The sequence below is a fragment of the Armatimonadota bacterium genome (assembly GCA_016125185.1).
Taxonomy (GTDB): domain Bacteria; phylum Armatimonadota; class Fimbriimonadia; order Fimbriimonadales; family Fimbriimonadaceae; genus Fimbriimonas.
The window spans coordinates 94,547-112,535 of sequence record WGMG01000007.1 but is presented as its reverse complement, the minus strand read 5'-3'; the positions used below and the strand labels follow the sequence as shown (position 1 = coordinate 112,535).

Genomic DNA, 17,989 nt, shown 5'->3' with positions numbered 1-17,989 from the left:
CGCCATTCGTCCGTACAAGTAGTCCGGCCCTTTGGATTCCATGACTCGCCCCGACCTCGTTTCTCTGCTGAGGCATCTCGTCGATAAGGTTTGCCAGCCCTACATCGACTTGCCGAACACTCAAGCCGTCCTCTCGATCGGTTCGGTTTCGTACGAAATCGTCGACGAGTATTCGGACGTAGACATTGCCATCTACTACGACAAGCTTCCCAGCAACCGCCAGCTTGCGGAGGCGATGCGGAAAAATGGTGCGGACCAATTGAACTGGTGCCTGGGCGATCGGAACGAAGGGAGCCTGATTGAGTCGTACGACGTCTTTGGGGTTGAGTGCCAGTTTGCGCACACGACCATCGACGCCATGGACAAGCACATGAATTCAGTGCTGGTGGACCTCGATGTCACAAGCCCGTTTCAGAAAGCTCTTTCTGGGGTCCTGGCGGGACGGGCGATCCATGGTCAGTACCTGATCGACCATTTTAAGGCTCGAGCGTCGAAATATCCCGACGCTTTGCAGGTGGCGATGGTCGATAAGTATTTCACGATTCAGCCGTGGTGGGCGATCGAGGCGCGGCTGGCGGTGCGGGACGCCGAGTTGTGGCGAGCCCAGGCGCTGGTGGAGGGTGCCCAGAATCTGATTGGAACGCTTGCGGGAGTGAATCGGTTGTACTTCTCGACCTTCCAATTCAAACGAATGAGCGACTTTCTTTCGCAGATGCAAGAGAAGCCAGCGAACCTTGCGGACCGGCTGACGTTGGTCTTCGAAGGCGGCCAAGGGGCCGCCGCCGAGCTTCGCGATTTGACAGCTGAAACGCTTGCGATCGTCGAGCGGGTTGTACCGACGGCGAACACGGCATCCGTTCGGCGCGCGCTTGCTCGGAAAGAGAAGCGATGGAGCGCAGATGAACTGTCCAAACACCTATGAGAATTGACCCACTATCCGGTTGGAGCGGCGCGAAAGATGCCGTTCATCAGGAGCTTGAACGTGCCATGCGACTGCGCCCGGAACAGGATTTCTGGCCCGAAGAGGACTACTCGACCTTCGCCAACCGGAACATCGGCAATGCCGACGGAGCGGTAGAGGTGCTCTTGCCCCCACGCCCAGCCCGAACGAAGCGGCTCCTGGAAATCGTAGGTGCCGACCGCTTTGGCGTTGCCTTCAACTTTGAAGGATGGCGAGTGGTCGAAGAAGACGTCGACATGCTCCTCCAGGCCGCGCGTGAGTTCGCCGGGCTCAAGCTTCATGGTGAGGATGGAGCCGGGGATGTAGAAGTCGGTGTTGGCGAGGGACTTGCCGCTTTTGTCGACGAGAGCGGACTTCACGGGTAGCTTCAAGCGGTCGGCGAGGTTGAGACCCGAGTCGCCGATACAGAGAATGTGACCGCCTTTTTCGACGAATTCCTTTAGCCGATTTTCGGTCGTCTCGGAGAAGCCTCCCATTCGCATTCGGTATCGGAAGGGGATCGTGTCATCGTCGGCTAGGCGGTCGTTATTGCCGCCGCCACGTCCGCCGTCGCGGGGGACGGCTCCGTCGGGGAGGATCAGCACGTCGAATTGGTCGCGAAGGCTTCCGAAGTCGAGGTCCGGTGGGTAAACCACTGTGAAGTCGAAGCCAAACTTCTCCAGCACATAACGGGTCCAACCGGATTCGATGGAGCCGCCATAGCGATCCCAAAGGCCAACTCTCGGCTTACGCTTCACTTGGAAATCGCCCTCAGACGGGTAGGTAGAGACCTTCAAGTTGGGAATACCTTTCAGCAGATCGTTGAGTTGGTTCGATGTTCCGTCGACTCGGATTCTTGTGCTGGACTCCTTGACGGTCAGACCAGCCTTCCAGGCGCGGTTGGCGACGGTGAACGCGTCGTTTTGAGTGAGATCGACCTGAATTTGGGTTGTACCGGTGGTGACGGAAGCGTCGTTACCGAGGTGCCCAAGTTCGACCTTTTCGGTGTCGAACCTGGCGGGAACCGGAACTCGGTCAAACTTGACGCCCATCTGGAAGGCGAGGGTGTAGCCCGCGTTGTCGTAGGGCGGAATGGGAGGGCCGCCAGGATATTGGAAGTCGTTCGGGTGGTCTTGCGGCTCAAACATATCGAGGATATGGGGCCGAAACGCCTGGTCGCATCGAATGACGAAAGAGCCTTTGGCCCACGGCCCGGCGAAATCCTTCAGGCGGTCGACTTCAATGCCGCACTGCATCAGCTTCTCGACGAACTTGGTGGCGGTGGCAAAGTCACGTTGACCGCTGGGAATGACGTAGTAGCGGGCGTCGCGAAGTTCTGGCTTGGTAAGGGCTTCTTGGCCGTACTTGGCGATGCGCGACGGGTAGCGGGACCAAGTGTCTTTCGAGCCGCGGTCGATGGAGTTTCGTCCGGCTTTGTAGAAGTCGAACAGGACACGTTCGCGGTAGCGGGAGGCGTAGTCGAGGATGGCGTAATTGCCGGAGATTTCGTACTCCAGCGAATCGCGGAAGTGCCACATCTTGCCGCCCTCGACAGGGAGGGGAACGTCGGTGCTGGGAATCTGGAATTTCTCGACGAAGGGCAGGGGTGCGGGATTGGGACTGCCCCAGGTTTCGGTGAGGATTCCGACCATATTGTGGAAATAGGTGGTGGTGCGGAGGCCGCCGTTCCACCATGTGGAGTACAGCGTGGAGTTGCGCATGGCGGTGCCGGGCTTGCCTTCGGCGATGAGTCGCTGGTGGAGATGAGTGCCTACGAGGTCGGTCGCGATTTCGACCATCGGGTCCATGTTGTAGTTGAACGGATTTCGGAACGGCGGGCAGAACATGATGGTGCCGGACGGCGCGCTCTGGTGGTGGTTGTAGACGATTTGGGGATACCACTCGGAGTAGAGGACGCGGTTCATGTTGCGCGTTTCGGCGATGTTGTTGGCGTAGAAATCGCGATTGTTGTCGTGGCCGCAGTACTTCTCGTAAAGCTCGGGAAGGCCAGCCAGGCTTCGGGTCTTGGGGTCCGACTTTCGCATGTACCAGTTGGAGACGAGGTCTTGGCCGTCGGGGTTGGCGTGGACCAGGAGGATGACGCAGTCCTTCAGAATCCGCTTGGTTTCGGGATCGTTTTGGCTGGTCAGGCGATAGGCCATCTCGATGAGGTGCTGGGTTTCGAGGGTCTCGGTGGCGTGGAGTCCGCCGTCAATCCAGACCACGGCCTTCTGGTTTTTGGCGAAGTCGCGGGCTTCGTCGTCGTTTTTGAAGTCGCGTGCGCGGGCGAGGCGCTCATTACCTTTGCGAATGTCTTCCAGGTGGCGTCGGTTGCTCGGGTCGGTGATGATGCACATGAGCTGGTCGCGGCCTTCTTCGGTCTTGCCGATGGAGACGACGGAGAGGCGGTCGGATTTCTTGGCGAGGAGCTTCCAGTAGTTGGTAAGTTGCGAGTAGTTGGCGAGGTAGTAGTCCTCGCAGACGTCGTGGCCCAGGAAGTCCTTTGGGGTTGGGATCGTGTCGGCCCAAGCCGTTGAGAAGCAAGCAAGGAGTAAGAGTCCGCACACCCGTCGCATGTCGGAACTTTACCCCCACTCTACGAAAGTACACTGCCGAGTATGAAGCAGTGGGTTGTTCATGCCTGGGACGGGACGGACGAGGGCGCGTTGGCGCGGCGGTTGGCGATCCGCGACAATCACCTGGCTGGGGCGCGCGGCTTGAAGGCGACGGGAAACTTCGTGCTCGGCGGCGCGATGCTCGACGACGACGGGAACATGATCGGAAGCACGATGATCGTGCAGTTCGAGACGGTCGAGGAACGGGATGCGTGGATCGCACGAGAGCCGTACATTCAGGACGGCGTTTGGGTGGATTGGAAAATCTATCCGTTCCGAGTTGCGGACGTTTAGGGCGTCCAGCGCATGCGCTGGTAGATGTCCTTTTCGTCGTAGGTGACGAAGCCGAGGCGCTCGTAGAGGTGGAGAGCGGGGTTGAACTTCTCGACGGTGAGCGTCAGCGGCTTTTGACTGTTTTGGGCTAGGTCTTGGAGTCTTTTCATGCGGTCGGTGCCGATACCTTGACTGCGGAACTCGGGTATGAGAGCGATGTCGATGAGGTGGAGCGTTTCGTCGTCGATGGTGGCTTGGTAGCCAATGGGCTTACCTTCGAATTCGAAGATTTCATAAACGGCATCGGGGTAGACGCGACCGTAGTGGGTTCTCATCGCCACGTACTGTTGGGCCAGTAAGGTCTCTAGAGGCTCACCTTGTAGGCCGGCCATCTTGAATTCGGGAGCGCGGATCGTGAAGAACAGACCTCGTAGAAAGGCTTCGTCCTCGGCCGTGGCCGGTCGGGCTTGGATATCCGATGGACTCATACTAGTTAAAGATCGACTGGTATTGCCGAATATCGCCCGACTCGGCGATGGGGACAATGAAGATCGTGAGATCGCCCAGCGAATCGTGGCGGAGGAGATAGGTGCCTTGGTCGAGTGCGAGTGCCTTCGGCCCCTCGAATAGGAGCGAAAACGGCTCGGTTCGGCCCGGGTGCGGATTGCCCGTTTTGGTCGCTTCGGTGAGGGTAAGCGACGAATGGTTACCTTCGCGGTCGATATAGGGCACATAAAACTCCGAGCCCACTAGGGGCTCGAAGTCGTTGATGGTCAGCGGTTTTTCCACTTAGTTGCGGCTTGGGAAGATCCCCTGCAGCGCAATGCAGTAGTTCATCGCGAGGGTCGGCATCATATTGTTATGAGGCTGACTTCCGCCGACGGGCGATAGCACAGGGGCCGAAGAACTCGGTCCCGCCGAGTTGTAGAGCAACTCGGTGCCCGTGTTGGCGTAGACATTCCCGCTCGGCGTTGTCGAACTAGCGGCTTGGTCACTCGCACCGATGGTATGAGTGTGGTTCGGTAGTTCGGTAAGGGTCAAGGTGTGGTTCACCTCGCCTCCTACCTGGCCCTGGGCAAAGTTTGCACTGAACGAGATAAGGCATCGATCCTTCGCATTTGGCAGCGAGAACGTGGTCGTACCGTTACCGCCATAGGTGGTGCCGAGCAATGAGAACAATGCTTGGTTCTGATTGATGGGTAAGATTTGCCCTTCGCACGCCGCCCACCCTTTTGGTGGGAAGTTGAATCCGAAGAGTCGAATTTCTCCAATAAATGGTTCTGCCATGATTTTGTTAACTCCTCGATGGGAAAATGCCGACAAGGGCAATGATGTAATTGATGGTGAGATAAGGCTGCATGTTGTTATGCGGCTGACCTCCGCCATCGGCAATGACTGAGCTCATTTCCATGGTCGCGTTTGGAGTGGGGCCGTAGGCGTTGGCGTTTTCCTTCGATGGATAGTTACCAACGGGTGTAGGCGCGGCACCAGCCGAAGCCGAGAAGGCCGCCATCGGGTGGTTGTGCATCGGCATCGTGGCCACCTGTAGAAGAACGTTATTCTCGCCGCCGACCTGGCCTAGAGAATAGTTCGACAGGCCGGGGCCCTGACCGGAACTGATGGCGACGTTGCCTTGCAGGTTGGGCAACGCGAACGTTGATGTACCATTGCCTCCGTAGGTTGTTCCTAGCAGCGAGAAAAGGGCGGTGTTCTGAGCGATGGGAAGGATTTGCCCCTGGCAAAGCGCCCATCCGACGGGAGCGAAATTGAAGCCGACGGGCCTGATTTCACCGATAAATGGATCCATAGTTTTGACTCCTGAGCCTAGTTGCGGCTTGGGTAGATGCCCTCCAGAGCAATGACGAAATTGAGCGTCAAGTACGGCTGCATGTTGTCGTGGGGCTGGTTGCCGCCAGTCTGGCTGACCGAAGTCGCCAGCATTGTGGAATCGGTGGTAGCCGAGTAGCCACGTCCCAATCGCCGAGAGCCGGGCCTCGAGAGGAAAGCTCCGGACGGATTAGCAAGAGGCGCTGCGTCATCCGATACGTGCAGCATATGGGCGTGCTGGGGGATTTGAGTCGTTATCAAGGTAACGCTTTCCGTGCCAAATACCGCTCCGATCGGATTGGTTCCCATATGAATCGGCACTCGACCACGCAAGTCGGGCAAACCAAAGGTGCTTTGTCCGTCTCCGCCATAGGTAGTGCCGATGAGTGAAAACAACGCGTCATTTTGACTAATTGCCATGAGTTGACCGTTACAAAAAGCCCATCCGAGAGGGGCGAAATTGTACGGCACAAGTTTGATTTCTCCAAGAAATGGTTCGGCCATAACTTCTCCGATGAAGGAATTTTTTCAAGAGCGGGCATCGTATGGCGCAGCGAACAAAACCCCAAAAGCAGTTCCTGGCTAAGCCCTCTCTTTGCCATTATAGAACTCCACCATTCGCAATTCAATAGGATGATGATTAATCTTTAATAAAATAGTTTACTGAGCAACGGCAACCCAACGTCGAAGTCCGGTTTGATTGAGTCTGGTTGGGAGGACGCGAACCTCGGGATTTTGGGTTAGGATGGTGGCGACCATTTGTCGTTGAATGACGGGATCGGCAGTCGAGAGAATGGTCACGGTTCCGCCATCGCCACCGGCTCCGTTGACTTTGGCCCCAATGGCTTCAAATTCCGTTGCAATTTCGATGAGTTCGGAGGCGGTTTGGCCGACGAGGTCGGGATGAAGTTCTCGCTGAGTTGAAAGATTGGCATTCATGGCTCTGCCAAAGGCGGTGATATCCTCTGCGTAAAGGGCATTTTTCCCTTCGTCGGCAATCTCGCGAAGCCGTTGCAGGCGGGCGTCCTGAGTTCCCTGCTCGCAGGCTCGGATGACCTGCTCGTGGGTTTGGCTTGAATCGTGGCCACGTCCCAGGAAGAAGGTGACGAGTCGCGATTCGAGCTCCCAAAGAAGGCGATCGGACGGACAAACCGGCGACACATTTGAAACCGGATAGCCGATGACCTCGATGAAGTTCAGACCGCCGAAGCTGGAGGCAATTTGGTCTTGGACGCCGGACTGACGTTTGAGGGTGGTGACTTCGACATCGTGAGCTTTGCGCGCAATCTCGAATGGGCTCATCTGGCCTGGGGTCAGGAGGTCTAGAGCACCGATGAGAGCGACCAATACGGCGGCCGACGTGCCCATGCTGGCACCGGGTGGAATCTCGCTGAACACCGAAATCTCAAGGGCGACCTCAGCAGGCAACGGCATCGAACCGACGGCGGCTTCGATCATGGAATATCCCTTTCCTTCACCGAGAACGAATTTTTCGCCGAAGTTCTCGGCGAAGATCGTGATCGGCTCTTGGTCGCCCTCGTCGTGGACGCGAATGATGCACTCCACCCCTGGGTCGACGGCAATATTGGTGACGGCACCCTTTTCGGCGAACCACGTGTCGGTCCAGCCGCCCAGATCGCAGATGCGAACCGGCGCATAGGAGCGAATGATCTTTTGGACGGCCATGTCAGTGGGTCGGCGTCGCCTTCAATGCGACCAGAACCCGGTTGACAAGGACGTCTTCGGGTTTGCCGATGTCCTTCAGATATTGGCTGAGGAACTTGATTTGGCTAGCTTGGGGTACTGGGCGGATCGTGCGCTTACGGGTCTGGAGGTCCTTCTCAAGGAGCAGGAGCGACATCTTGAACGAGTTGACGGCCAAGTCGCGGAATAGCGATTGGGCTTGAGCGATCTTCGGCTCTCGCTGGATGAGCGGCGTGTTGGCGAGGAAGAAGGAGTATTGGATTTCCCACGGTTCACCGACAACGATCGGACTTCGGTTCTGCTCGGCCAACTTGCGCGTGAGCATGAAGAGTTCGTGGCCCATGTACGGGCCATCTTCTTCGAGGTACTTGCAGAAGTAATCGGCGCGGATGGTCTCGCGCATGGGCCCGCTCTTGGTGAGGCTCGGGTCGCGGGTCCAGCCCAGCCAGTACCAGGGCAGGCGAATCTGCTTCATCTGGTCATGGAGCGTGGTGTCCATCCGCTTCGCCTGGGCGATGTCTTCGGGGACGCCAAGGGTTTTGTAGTCGGACTCGTGGTAGACGCGGCCAAACTCGGCGACCTGCCAGAACGGATTTCCTGTCGGAAAGTCCCTGACTTGGTGTCCGGTTCGCATTTCGTGCTGGAGCACGAGGAGAGAGCGATATTTGTCGAGGGCAAGGGTCGTGAACGGATCCCTTGTTTTGGCGATGGACACGACTTTTTGATCGAGAGCCCTGAGGGTGTCTTCGCTTGGGTTGGCGATGTAGGCTCTCGCCTCGTCGCGAATTTCATCTGTGTCGAAGACGGGAACGTCGGGGAACCAGTCGGCGATGCTGGCATGATCGAGCCCGTGGGCCTGGTCTTCGCTCAGGCGGTCCATTTGAATTCCTATGGGCAGGCTAGGCAGGTCGATCGCGAGTATCGCAGCTTGCATGGCCTGGGCGGCGGCGAGGGTTTTGATGGGTTTGAAAAGCGCGGGATACCTTTTTGAGAGTTCGATGAGGAACTGTTCGTCCCGTCGCTGAGGATTGCTGCCGGGCAAGAGGACCGCGCCCGGCTGAAGTGGCCGTCGCTCGAGACCGTCGGATTTGGAATCCAGGCGACCAGATAGGACGGCCAGGACGCTTGCCGCCGTCGTGCCGGTTTGGTGCCGAGCGATGCGGCGACTGATGTCCGCTTTGGAGAATCCGGTCAGTTCGATCCCGTCGGGCGAGTGACACGACGCGCAACTTTGCCCCTTGGAGTCTTTGATTAGCCAAGCATCCAACTGGTCGGGAGATAGTTGTGGCCGCAACATCGTTGCGGCCACCCAAGCGATCAGGATTGGCACTAGCGCGCGAGTCCGACGGCGTAGAGCGTCGCGTTGGCGATCGCATAAACGCGGCCATCGGGTCCTATGGCCGTTGGCGTGTAGGCTTCACCGATTCCGTCCGTTAGGCGGATCGACTGCGACAACGTATTCGTGTGCAGATCCCAACGATAGAGCACGCCGTCCTCGGAGCTGACGAGGATACTGGCCCGGGGAACATCGACCGCAGCCGAGTTCACGCACCATTCGCGAACGGCGTTCGGATGGTCGCTGAGGAACTCTTGGTCGGGCGTCGGCCCCAACTGCGAAATGACAACCTTCATCGTCGGCATGTTGGCCACCACGTCGGTTTCGAGATCGTTGGGATCGACGATCGCGACCTTATTGGCACCATCGCCTCCGCCGGCCACGTAGTTGTTGTACTTGCACATGAGGAGGTAGGAAGAATGGCCCGTGTACCCATTCACGATGTAACTCGGCACGACGGTCGGCGTATCATCCCAGCCAAAGGCACCAGGAATCTTGGTCTGCTGGAGATCTCCAGAATAGTGGAGCAAGATGCCTCGAAGGTGGTTCGAGCCAAATGGATTTTCGAGGACGCCCTGATAGACGTCACCGTCCGGCCCGATCAACGGCGATGCCGTTCCTTCGCCGTCGATAGCGGCGTCGTTTCCGTTTCGGGGATCGAGAAGTCGAACCCGAGCCTGAGGCTGAAGAGTCACGGGGCTGAGCTTGACCAGCGTTCCCCGCGAGAAGCTACCCGCGTAGGTCGTCACGTAGAGAGCGCTCCCCCGCGAATCGATAGCGGGCGCACAGTTCTGCTTGATCTGATTGACGGCGCTGTCGTTGCTGAGCGTCGCCGCCGAGACCCAAGAGCCCACGCCAGCGGGCGTAACCTTAGCCAGGCCGCTTGTGAGGTTGGCGGGGTTGGCGCCGTACACGATGAATCCGAAGTAGATGCTGCCGTCTGGGCCGGCGGTGAGCGGCGTACAAATCTTGACGTTGGATTGGAACGCCGACGGATTGTTATTGTAGACGGAGTTGCCGTAGAAGGCGTAGACCACGGGCGACGCCGTTGTGCTGGCGGTCGCTCGGAAAGCGATTCGCCCTCCGCCCATCGGGTAGGCGACCATCGGATCGGCCCGAGTTCCGCGCGTATAGACGAGAGTCGGGCTGCAACTCGGAATCCATCCTTGCGACGGAACCGAGTAGTCGGTGGATTCGGTCCACGCAGCGGCTCCGGTCAGGCCCCGGAATGCCCGGATTGTGAAGCCATCGGTGAGGTTCTGCTTCACCGACGTGATGACGACGTTTCCAGACGTGACGCACGTTTCGCCGTAGTGAGTTAAAAGGTCGTTGCCGTTGTACCTCGGATTCAGATCGACCGGAGTCGTCCACTTGAATCCGTCGAGATTCATTGACGAAACGGTGGACATCCCCGTATGAGCGGAGTCACCCCCGTGTCCCGCCCAATTTTGACCACCTCTTGCGATAAGTTGCCCTGAAGTACCATAGAGCGCCAGCGACAATGCAGCACTAAGTAACATAACCCGATTCTAGAGGGTTTGGTCGAAAAAAGCAATTTGGTTCTTACACAGTTTTAGGCGACTTGCGAGTTTTTTACCGATCGCTAGGAAATCCGGTTTTGACCCGGGAACCTTGGGTCTATAGTTAGATTGTCATGGTCATTGTGGGACTGTTTGGACTGTGGGCGACGGCGATGTCGCCGATCATCACGCCTTACCAGAGCCGCGAGGCGCTATCGGCCAAGGCGATCCACGCATCGGATAGAAAAACCTCTGAATTCGAACCGGTGGTGATGGACCTCGACCTCCACGGAACCTACGACAACCCCTTCGATCCCACCGATGTTTCGGTGAAAGTCAAGGCGACCGACGCCGAGGGCAAGTCAATGTCTGTCTCAGGCTACTTCGACATGGACTGCGAGCGCCGCGATGAGGCGGGGCATGAAGTTGTGAAGAAGCAGGGCACCGGGCGATGGCGAGCTAAGCTTTCTTTTTTGGCCGAAGGGCGTTACGAGGTTTCGGCTTCGATTCATGACCGGACCGGGACTGCCGAAACGAAGCCGATTGAAATTGAGGTTGAGAAGCCGACAAAGTCGGGCTTCGCTTCGGTTTCCACTGTTGACAAGCGATACTTTGTGACGACGGGCGGTAAGAGCTTCTATCCGCTTGGCGCCAACGTGTGCTGGGGTGGCGACGGAGGGACTTTCAACTTCGACAAATGGATTCCGAAGTATGCGGAGCAGGGGTGCAACTACTTCCGCATTTGGCTGAGCCCGCATTGGACCACGTTTGGCGTCGAGCAACCAGGGCTAGCCAAGGACGGAAAAGGTTTGGGCCAATTTTCGCTGGAAAACCTTTGGAAGATCGACCATGTGCTTGCTCTAGCTCGGAAGTACGACATGAAGGTGAAGCTGTGTATCGACTCGTACAACATGCTTCGCGATAGGGACGGGTATCCGAGCTGGGAGGATGGTGTTTTCAACATTGCGAACGGCGGCGTGCTTCACTCACCGGCCGAGTTTTGGCAAAGCCCAGAGATGGACCGATTCTACGTGCAAAAGCTGCAGTACCTGGTGGCTCGCTATGCCGCCGACCCGACAGTTTTCTCGTGGGAGTTGTGGAATGAGATTGACATCAGCCGCGATATGCCATTGGATTTGGCGAAGGACTGGCACCAGCGGATGGCGCGGGAACTTCATAAGATCGACCCGTACCACCACCTTGTGACGACGAGTTTTGGGAATTCGATGGGAGTTAAGGATATCGACCTGTTGAGCGATATCGACTATATCCAGACCCACAACTACAATTCGCCGGACGTGGTGAGCCAAGTGGCGATTCAGCAATCGAGGAAGGGCAATTGGGGCAAGCCCCATTACGTCGGGGAGATTGGGGCGGATTCGGGCGGACCACGGATCGACGACGACCCGGAGGGGCTTCAGATTCATGATCCGCTTTGGATTTCGGTTTGCATGGGGTCCAGCGGAGCGGCGCAGCCGTGGTGGTGGGACAACCTGATCGAGCCGAAAGATCTGTATCCGCTGTTTGGCTCGGTGGCGAAATTCATCAAGGGGATTGAATGGGACAAGGAGGCGTTCCGCCAAACCCAGCCGAACTTTTATTGGAAGGTACGCCCAAACCCTTTGCCGCGCAAGGACGTGATGATTCAAGGTGGGCCGATGAATTGGGAACCAAGCCCTTACAACAAGCCGCGCGTAGTGCGAATTTCGCCAACGGAGGTTGCGGGACAGATGCCGGTTTCGGCGCTCCTGCATGGGACAGGTAACCACGCGGACTGCCATAACCCGATCACTTTTGCCTGCGACCTCGACCGCGAGACGACCTTCGACGTCATTGTGACCAGCGTTTCCGGCTATGGGGGGGCGAAGCTGAAGATCGACCTAGACGGTTCGACTTACCTCACTCGGGACTTTGCCGATCCGGACGGGAGCGCGAAAGGTGACACTCTGCACCAGTACGACGGTCTGTACACCGTCACGATTCCGGCGGGCAAGCACAATGTGGTGGTGGACAACCAGGGCCAGGATTGGCTGACCGCCAACTATCGCTTCCGGGCATTAAATCCGAATCCGGTTCCGCCGCTGGCGAGTTGGGCGGCGGTTGGAAACGACGTGATTCTTGCCTGGGCTCGGGTTGAGGATCGGACTTGGACGAAGGTCTGCGTTCAGAAGGAGAAGGTCGCGCCCGCGCCGCCATCGATTATGACGCTGGACGGATTGGCGAGCGGGGACTGGAAAGTGACCCTTTGGGACACCTGGAAAGGTGAGCCGATCAGCCAGATTGACACCAAGGTTGGACTGAACGGAAAGCTCAAAGTTGAATTGCCAACGATTGAAACCGATCTGGCGGTGAAAGCTGTCAAGATGAAGTCGTAGGAACGATTAAGTGGCAACAACTGAAAAGTTCGACTTCGTAGTCATCGGGAGCGGCTTGGCCGGCCTCAGCTTCGCTCTTTCGGTGGCCGAACACGGCTCCGTCTGCATCCTGACCAAAGCCGAAATCTCCGACTCCAATACCCAGTGGGCACAAGGTGGAATTGCAGCGGCGGTCGGCGAGTCCGACACGTGGTCTCTGCATGAGCAGGATACGATGATCGCGGGCGGCAACGTCAACGATCACGACGCGGTTCGTTACCTTGTGCAAAACGCTCCGGCGGCTATCGATTGGCTGGTGAGCTTGGGGGCGCGGTTTGATCGGGAACATGGAGAGTTGTCCTTGGGACGAGAGGGCGGGCATAGCACGCACCGAATCGTCAAGCATGCGGACAAGACCGGCTGGGAGGTCGAGCGGACGATGGTTTCGGCCATCCGCAAGCACAAGAACATCCATGTTTACGAGAAGTCGTTTGTGACGGCTTTGCTGGTCGAGGATGGCGTCTGTCGCGGCTGCCAAGCCAATGTGAATGGCCTTGGCGAGCGTGTGTTTGCCGCGAAGGCAGTGATGCTGGCGACCGGCGGCTGTGGGCGCATGTACCTCCACACGACGAATCCACGAGTTGCTACTGGGGACGGAATCGGATTGGCTTCGGCCGTGGGCGCCGAGATTCGGGATATGGAGTTTATGCAGTTCCACCCGACAACGCTATACCACCCTCAGATGCGGAGCTTCCTGATCACGGAGGCCGTGCGGGGGGCTGGAGGCACGCTTCGCAACCACCATGGTCGGCGGTTTATGTACGACTATGACCCGCGCTTGGAGTTGGCTCCCCGCGACGTGGTCGCGCGGGCCATCGACGCGGAGATGAAGAAGCGGAACACGTGGTGCGTTTACCTTGACACCACACACCTCGAATCTGAGCTTTTGGAGCAGGAGTTCCCCACGATTTTCGAGAAGTTGAAGACGATTGGAATCGAGATGGACCGCGACTGGATTCCGGTCGTTCCGGCCCAGCACTACTCGTGCGGGGGTGTGTGTACCGACATCCATGGCCAGACGACGATCCCCGGACTGTATGCGGCCGGCGAGGTCTCGAGGACGGGCGTTCACGGGGCGAACCGACTGGCGAGCAATTCGCTATTGGAGGCGATGGTGTTTGCCAAGGCGGCGTCTGAGTCGGCGGTGAACAGCACGATGGAGATCGCTTCGGACCTTCCGACGATTCCGGTGAAGTGCATTTCGGAAGCCGATTCGATTCGAATTCGGACGACCCTGCAGCACCAGATGATGAAAGGGGCGGGCATTGTGCGGACGACCGAGGGGCTTCAGCAAACGCTTTCGGTAGTGGCGGACCTGATGCAGGAATACGATGCCTGTCATGAAGCGCCATTCTCTGCACACCCGCTAGAGACGAAGAGCTTGTTGATCGCTTCGCGCTACGTGGCAGAGCAGGCCCTGGCCCGCAAGACGAATATTGGATTGCACTACAACTTGGACCTGCCTACAGAATCGGTTCCGAGTACTCCGGTGGAAGCGCGGTAAGCGGGAAAGGGTCGGCCCAGTCGGGCACGAAGAGGTTTGCCGAGCATTGGCCTGGGCGTTCTGGTTCGTATCGGATTTCGCTGTAGCCGATTCTTTGCGAGAAGAAAAGGCTCTGGAGGTTGTGCCGGCCGGTGGCGCGGAGCGCGTAGGCGCTTTCGAGCGAGATCGTGCCAACGATTTTGTCGACAGCAGTCCAACAGAATTCGTAGGCGGTCGGCTGCTTCTGCAGCCACATCGGCGCATCGCCATAGCATCGAACCTGGGACATCCAGTTGGAGACAACCGGCGATTGTGGGCTGGTGAAGTTGAGGGAGAAGAGGGCTTTGCGGATTCCCAGGAGCGGCTCGTGGAGCTTTGGCTCGGCATCGATGAGCGCCATGCGCTTCTTCCACGAGTTGAGGCCGCGACGAGTGCTGAGGGCAGCCTGGAACATAGCGGCTCGCCAACGCATCTTTGGGGTCGAGCTGAAGCTGCCGGCGATGGCGGCGATGGCTTCGATGCGGGCAGTCTGCTCCGGGTCCACGCCAAGGGAGCCAATGTAGGGGTCCATCCGCCAGAAAATGCTGATGAGTTGCGGATCGTCGCCCATGGTCTCCAGGGTGCCAAGGCGGACGGACTGCCCAAGAAGGCTGTGGACGGCGGCTTGGAGCATTCCGGTTCCGTCCTGCTTGTAGAACACGCTCTGCTTTGTGTTCGGCTCGGTTTCTAGGCCCGAGAAGTCGTAGTATTGGGCGAGAAGTTGTCGAGCCCTCTCGCTGACTTCGCGATTACGCCCGGAGAGCGTGTTGGCGAGGGCGAGATCGACGATGGAGAGCGGCTTTTGCCAACTGACATCGTAGGTTTGGGGAATGGGCTCACCAATGCTGAGCCCCCGACCAGCGGGTATGCGCTTGATCGGGAAACGGACGACGAGGCTCGGGTCCTTGGTGAAGACGATCGGGCCGTCTTCGGTCAGAAAGCCGTCGGTCTGGGTATCGGTCTGGATGCGCAGGGGGTAGCCGCCCAACTGACTGAGGTAGAAGAGGTTGGGGACGACGGTGTGCTTGCGCGGAAGCTGCCAAGTGGCCACGATGCCTTCGGCATCGTCTTCCAGAACGGGGTCGGGTACGTCGGCGATCGGTGCGTACCAGAGGTCGGCGTTGGTGGCGCACCGCTCGGAGAGTTTACCGAGGCCCTTGGCCGTGCTGGAGCGGAACGGGTCGAGTCCCATGGGTAGGGCAAAGCGGACCCAGCCTTTGAAGGACTTATCTGAATGGAGGGTCCAGTTTCCGAGATCACCCGTGATCTCCATGGGCGTGGTGCCCTCGGGGAAGCCGAAGACGATCGGCGGTTGACGGTCCTGAAACGATAGGCAGATCCAATCGGATTTTGGCGTTGGAATGCCATTTTGGACGCTTCCCTCTTTCCAGGATAGGAACGGGCTTGCCGTCGATTTGAGTTGGAGTTCAATACCGGCAGGAAAATACATGCTGAAGCCGGTATCCCAGAGGTCGAACCGGAGTTTGGACGGTCGACCCGGCCCGCCATCGGTCATGACTACTTCGCGCCATGAGTTGGTGGCGACGGGGTTCCAGATTTTGAGTGGCGTGGAGAAGCGGAATTCGTCGCTACCCGAGTAGCTGGACTTGAATCCGTTAGCGGTGAAGGTGAAGCCGGGGACTGAGGGCGACTTGGTGTAGCCGAATCGTCCAAAGCCGCCTTGGGCGAGGGCGCTAGTTTGCAGACATACCAAGAACCACGAAACCAACACGTTTCGTTTGTTGCGAGAACATGAAGCCGAACTCCGGCTTGTTCGTACTAAGGCGATAAGCCAGCACAACGTCATAGTCAATGTAAGAACTGCCACTGTAGCGATTTAGTGTGTACTGATATCCGACTCTCCACAGGTCGGCGATGCGATAGGACGCGTCGGCAAAAAAACTGAGTCGGTCGAGTCCCAAACTTTGAGCGGCAAAGATGCTCGAATAGAACTTCCGATCGTAGTAATTTAGCTGGCTGCTGAGCCGGTGAAGTCCGATCGCTCTCTCCGTGACTCCGTCCCGAGCGTAGTCGTAGGTGAGGACCGAAGTGAACCGGGTGCCGAACGACTTGGCGTATGAGACGTTCGCGGTGGTGGCAAACGGCGTCGCAACGTTTGTACCAGAATACTGACTAAACGTCAAGCCAGCGGTTACGGTGGCGTGCGAACGGTCGACGAAAAACGGGTGAGATAAGAAGCGGAGACGGGCGCCGACGCCGTTTCCACTCCCGGTAACCGACTGCGAGTAGGTAGCGTTCAGGCCGTAGAAAAGGTTCCAAGGCAGCTTGCCCATTTTGACCGGATCCTTTTCGAGGACGAGGTAATAGTCTTGGCGGTCATTGTCGTGAGTGCCGTCGAGCGAACGCTGGGCGGTGCCGGTCACCGACGTTTGCAAGCCGGGCTGGTAGTGGCTGTAGGTACCGGTCGAAATGAGGCTCTTGGCGCGGGGAGAGTCGATGGCGAACGAGGCAGTCGTATTGTCGTCGAATTTGAGGAATTGGCGGACGCCAAGGTCGAAATCGTCGCGGCCGATGCCCGAGTACTGGAAGTTACCGTCGCCGTTGGCTCGGTTCCAGGTTTGCTCGTAGGTGAAGAAAACCCCTCGGTTGGCAGTGAAGCTACGTCCGTAGGATTGCCCTGTGGTGAACCTGATGGCGCGAGACTGCTGGCGCTCGAGCGAGAAGTAGTATGGGTAGTTGACCGCTATCTGGTTGTTGTTGAACGAGACGAACTGCTCGGTAGGGAACTCGTCGCGCATGCCCAGTGTGTCGAGGCGGTAGAGCGGTTGCGAGAAGACCTTCGATTCGCCGACGTAAAAGGTGGCATGCTGAAATTGGATTTCGCGTCGGCTGACGACGGTCATTCGCTTGGCGGTGATGCGGACGGTTTCGTAGTCTTCGTCGCGTTCGAGTTTGACCTCGTCTTCTTTAACCGGGATAATACCAATGCGAATTTTGTTGAAGTCGAAGACATCGTCGGGGACCTTTTCTTTGGGAAGCTCGATTCCGTTCCTCGTTACTACGACGGTAGCGATTCGGCGGCTCTTGGTCGACGGCTCGTATTTGTCGTCGAGCGGAATGTATCTCTCGAAGAAGAACTGATGCAGACCGTATCGAATTCGATCTATTGGAAAGTAGTCGACTTCGGTGATTCCGTATCCGGTTTGGGTTCTTAAATCGAGGAACAGTTCTGAGAAATTGATCGTCTTCTTGCCAAACTTGAGGCTTGCGTTTTTCGCCCGGACGACTTGAGCATCATAGATGTACTGGAGGTCGTCGGCAACGAGGAGTCGGTCTCGGAATTCGAACCGGACACCATGATTTTTTCCAGAGGCGGTGACGATCCGCTTCGCGTAGGTGTATTCCAGCGATCCACTAGAGGATATGTCGATGTAGTCGTTGGCGGAGGAAAGCTTTGAGCGATCGGAAACCAGTTCGACCTCGAGAGTCGAAGGGCTCGACTGGTTCTGGACTAGTGAGGCGGTGATTTTTGCTGTTCCGGGGATGTTGCCCGCTACAAGGACAGCGCGGGCGATGCCGCTAGTGGTTTGGACGATGTTCTGGCGGAAACTGCCGAGCGTGGAACTGACGAGGACTTGGGTCCCATCAGGGACGTTGCTGCCGTCGGAATTCCGAACGATGAGCGTGACGGCGATGGAGCTTCGTCCATCGGCGACTGCTTCGGTTGGGAATGCTTGGAGCTGGATGCTGATTGTTCCAGCGAGGGCCGTTTTTGCTCCTGCTAGGGCAAGGGCTAGAATCAACCCCCGCGACGCCTGCCTTGCCATCTAGAATATTTTATAGTCAAAAACAAAAAAGCCTGCGAGGATTCGCAGGC

General features: G+C 57.7%; 15 protein-coding genes. 4 read left to right on the top strand and 11 right to left on the bottom strand.

Features of this window, described 5'->3' with window-relative positions:
* Positions 1–40 precede the first annotated feature (40 nt).
* Positions 41–922, top strand: a complete 882-nt coding sequence (locus GC165_18050; GenBank protein MBI1334774.1) for a hypothetical protein — start codon at positions 41–43, stop codon at positions 920–922.
* An 11-nt stretch (positions 923–933) separates the two neighbouring features.
* On the opposite strand, the gene GC165_18045 is transcribed toward GC165_18050, so the two are convergent.
* Entirely contained in the window at positions 934–3,516 is a 2,583-nt protein-coding gene (locus GC165_18045; protein MBI1334773.1) for a peptidase, read from the bottom strand.
* A gap of 42 nt (positions 3,517–3,558) precedes the next feature.
* Between GC165_18045 and GC165_18040 the strand changes: the two genes are divergently transcribed.
* The gene (locus GC165_18040; protein MBI1334772.1) at positions 3,559–3,849 is read left to right on the top strand and encodes a hypothetical protein; all 291 of its coding nucleotides are present in this window, start codon (positions 3,559–3,561) and stop codon (positions 3,847–3,849) included.
* Here GC165_18040 and GC165_18035 read toward each other — a convergent pair.
* The 8 genes from GC165_18035 to GC165_18000 form a co-directional block, all read right to left on the bottom strand.
* Positions 3,846–4,316, bottom strand: a complete 471-nt coding sequence (locus tag GC165_18035; protein ID MBI1334771.1) for a GNAT family N-acetyltransferase — start codon at positions 4,314–4,316, stop codon at positions 3,846–3,848. The two genes, GC165_18040 and GC165_18035, sit on opposite strands and share 4 nt — an antisense overlap.
* Position 4,317: 1 nt before the next feature.
* Positions 4,318–4,617 (bottom strand): hypothetical protein, encoded by a 300-nt coding sequence (locus GC165_18030; GenBank protein MBI1334770.1) that lies wholly within the window; start codon positions 4,615–4,617, stop codon positions 4,318–4,320.
* Positions 4,618–5,115: a phage tail protein gene (locus GC165_18025; protein MBI1334769.1), complete on the bottom strand. Its 498-nt coding sequence runs from the start codon at positions 5,113–5,115 to the stop codon at positions 4,618–4,620. It lies immediately after the preceding gene.
* A gap of 7 nt (positions 5,116–5,122) precedes the next feature.
* Complete coding sequence (locus GC165_18020) at positions 5,123–5,635, bottom strand: phage tail protein (protein ID MBI1334768.1); 513 nt, start codon at positions 5,633–5,635, stop codon at positions 5,123–5,125.
* 17 nt (positions 5,636–5,652) lie between these two features.
* Positions 5,653–6,159: a phage tail protein gene (locus tag GC165_18015; GenBank protein MBI1334767.1), complete on the bottom strand. Its 507-nt coding sequence runs from the start codon at positions 6,157–6,159 to the stop codon at positions 5,653–5,655.
* A gap of 156 nt (positions 6,160–6,315) precedes the next feature.
* Positions 6,316–7,341 carry a GHMP kinase gene (locus GC165_18010; GenBank protein MBI1334766.1) on the bottom strand — a complete coding sequence of 342 codons (1,026 nt, stop codon included), beginning with the start codon at positions 7,339–7,341 and terminating at the stop codon, positions 6,316–6,318.
* Between the two features lies 1 nt (position 7,342).
* A complete protein-coding gene (locus GC165_18005; GenBank protein ID MBI1334765.1) occupies positions 7,343–8,689 on the bottom strand; it encodes a hypothetical protein in 1,347 nt (448 codons plus the stop codon).
* Positions 8,689–10,086 (bottom strand): hypothetical protein, encoded by a 1,398-nt coding sequence (locus tag GC165_18000; GenBank protein ID MBI1334764.1) that lies wholly within the window; start codon positions 10,084–10,086, stop codon positions 8,689–8,691. Before GC165_18000 ends, GC165_18005 begins: the two co-directional genes overlap by 1 nt.
* Before the next feature lie 263 nt (positions 10,087–10,349).
* On the opposite strand from GC165_18000, the gene GC165_17995 reads away from it, so the two are divergent.
* Both GC165_17995 and nadB read left to right on the top strand, forming a co-directional pair.
* Positions 10,350–12,590, top strand: coding sequence for a cellulase family glycosylhydrolase (locus tag GC165_17995; protein MBI1334763.1), 2,241 nt, complete (start codon positions 10,350–10,352; stop codon positions 12,588–12,590).
* A gap of 10 nt (positions 12,591–12,600) precedes the next feature.
* Positions 12,601–14,133: an L-aspartate oxidase gene (gene nadB / locus GC165_17990; protein MBI1334762.1), complete on the top strand. Its 1,533-nt coding sequence runs from the start codon at positions 12,601–12,603 to the stop codon at positions 14,131–14,133.
* On the opposite strand, the gene GC165_17985 is transcribed toward nadB, so the two are convergent.
* Both GC165_17985 and GC165_17980 read right to left on the bottom strand, forming a co-directional pair.
* On the bottom strand, positions 14,093–15,883 hold the full coding sequence (locus GC165_17985; GenBank protein ID MBI1334761.1) for a hypothetical protein: 1,791 nt from the start codon (positions 15,881–15,883) through the stop codon (positions 14,093–14,095). The two genes, nadB and GC165_17985, sit on opposite strands and share 41 nt — an antisense overlap.
* Complete coding sequence (locus tag GC165_17980) at positions 15,846–17,939, bottom strand: hypothetical protein (protein MBI1334760.1); 2,094 nt, start codon at positions 17,937–17,939, stop codon at positions 15,846–15,848. The genes GC165_17985 and GC165_17980 overlap by 38 nt, the downstream gene beginning before the upstream one ends.
* Positions 17,940–17,989 lie beyond the last annotated feature (50 nt).

Bases quoted from the DNA above. Each gene is read 5' to 3' on its own strand.
- GC165_18050 (MBI1334774.1), top strand. From the start codon at position 41: ATGACTCGCCCCGACCTCGTTTCTCTGCTGAGGCATCTCGTCGATAAG.
- GC165_18045 (MBI1334773.1), bottom strand. From the start codon at position 3,516: ATGCGACGGGTGTGCGGACTCTTACTCCTTGCTTGCTTCTCAACGGCT.
- GC165_18040 (MBI1334772.1), top strand. From the start codon at position 3,559: ATGAAGCAGTGGGTTGTTCATGCCTGGGACGGGACGGACGAGGGCGCG.
- GC165_18035 (MBI1334771.1), bottom strand. From the start codon at position 4,316: ATGAGTCCATCGGATATCCAAGCCCGACCGGCCACGGCCGAGGACGAA.
- GC165_18025 (MBI1334769.1), bottom strand. From the start codon at position 5,115: ATGGCAGAACCATTTATTGGAGAAATTCGACTCTTCGGATTCAACTTC.
- GC165_18020 (MBI1334768.1), bottom strand. From the start codon at position 5,635: ATGGATCCATTTATCGGTGAAATCAGGCCCGTCGGCTTCAATTTCGCT.
- GC165_18015 (MBI1334767.1), bottom strand. From the start codon at position 6,159: ATGGCCGAACCATTTCTTGGAGAAATCAAACTTGTGCCGTACAATTTC.
- GC165_18010 (MBI1334766.1), bottom strand. From the start codon at position 7,341: ATGGCCGTCCAAAAGATCATTCGCTCCTATGCGCCGGTTCGCATCTGC.
- GC165_18000 (MBI1334764.1), bottom strand. From the start codon at position 10,086: ATGAATCTCGACGGATTCAAGTGGACGACTCCGGTCGATCTGAATCCG.
- GC165_17995 (MBI1334763.1), top strand. From the start codon at position 10,350: ATGGTCATTGTGGGACTGTTTGGACTGTGGGCGACGGCGATGTCGCCG.
- GC165_17980 (MBI1334760.1), bottom strand. From the start codon at position 17,939: ATGGCAAGGCAGGCGTCGCGGGGGTTGATTCTAGCCCTTGCCCTAGCA.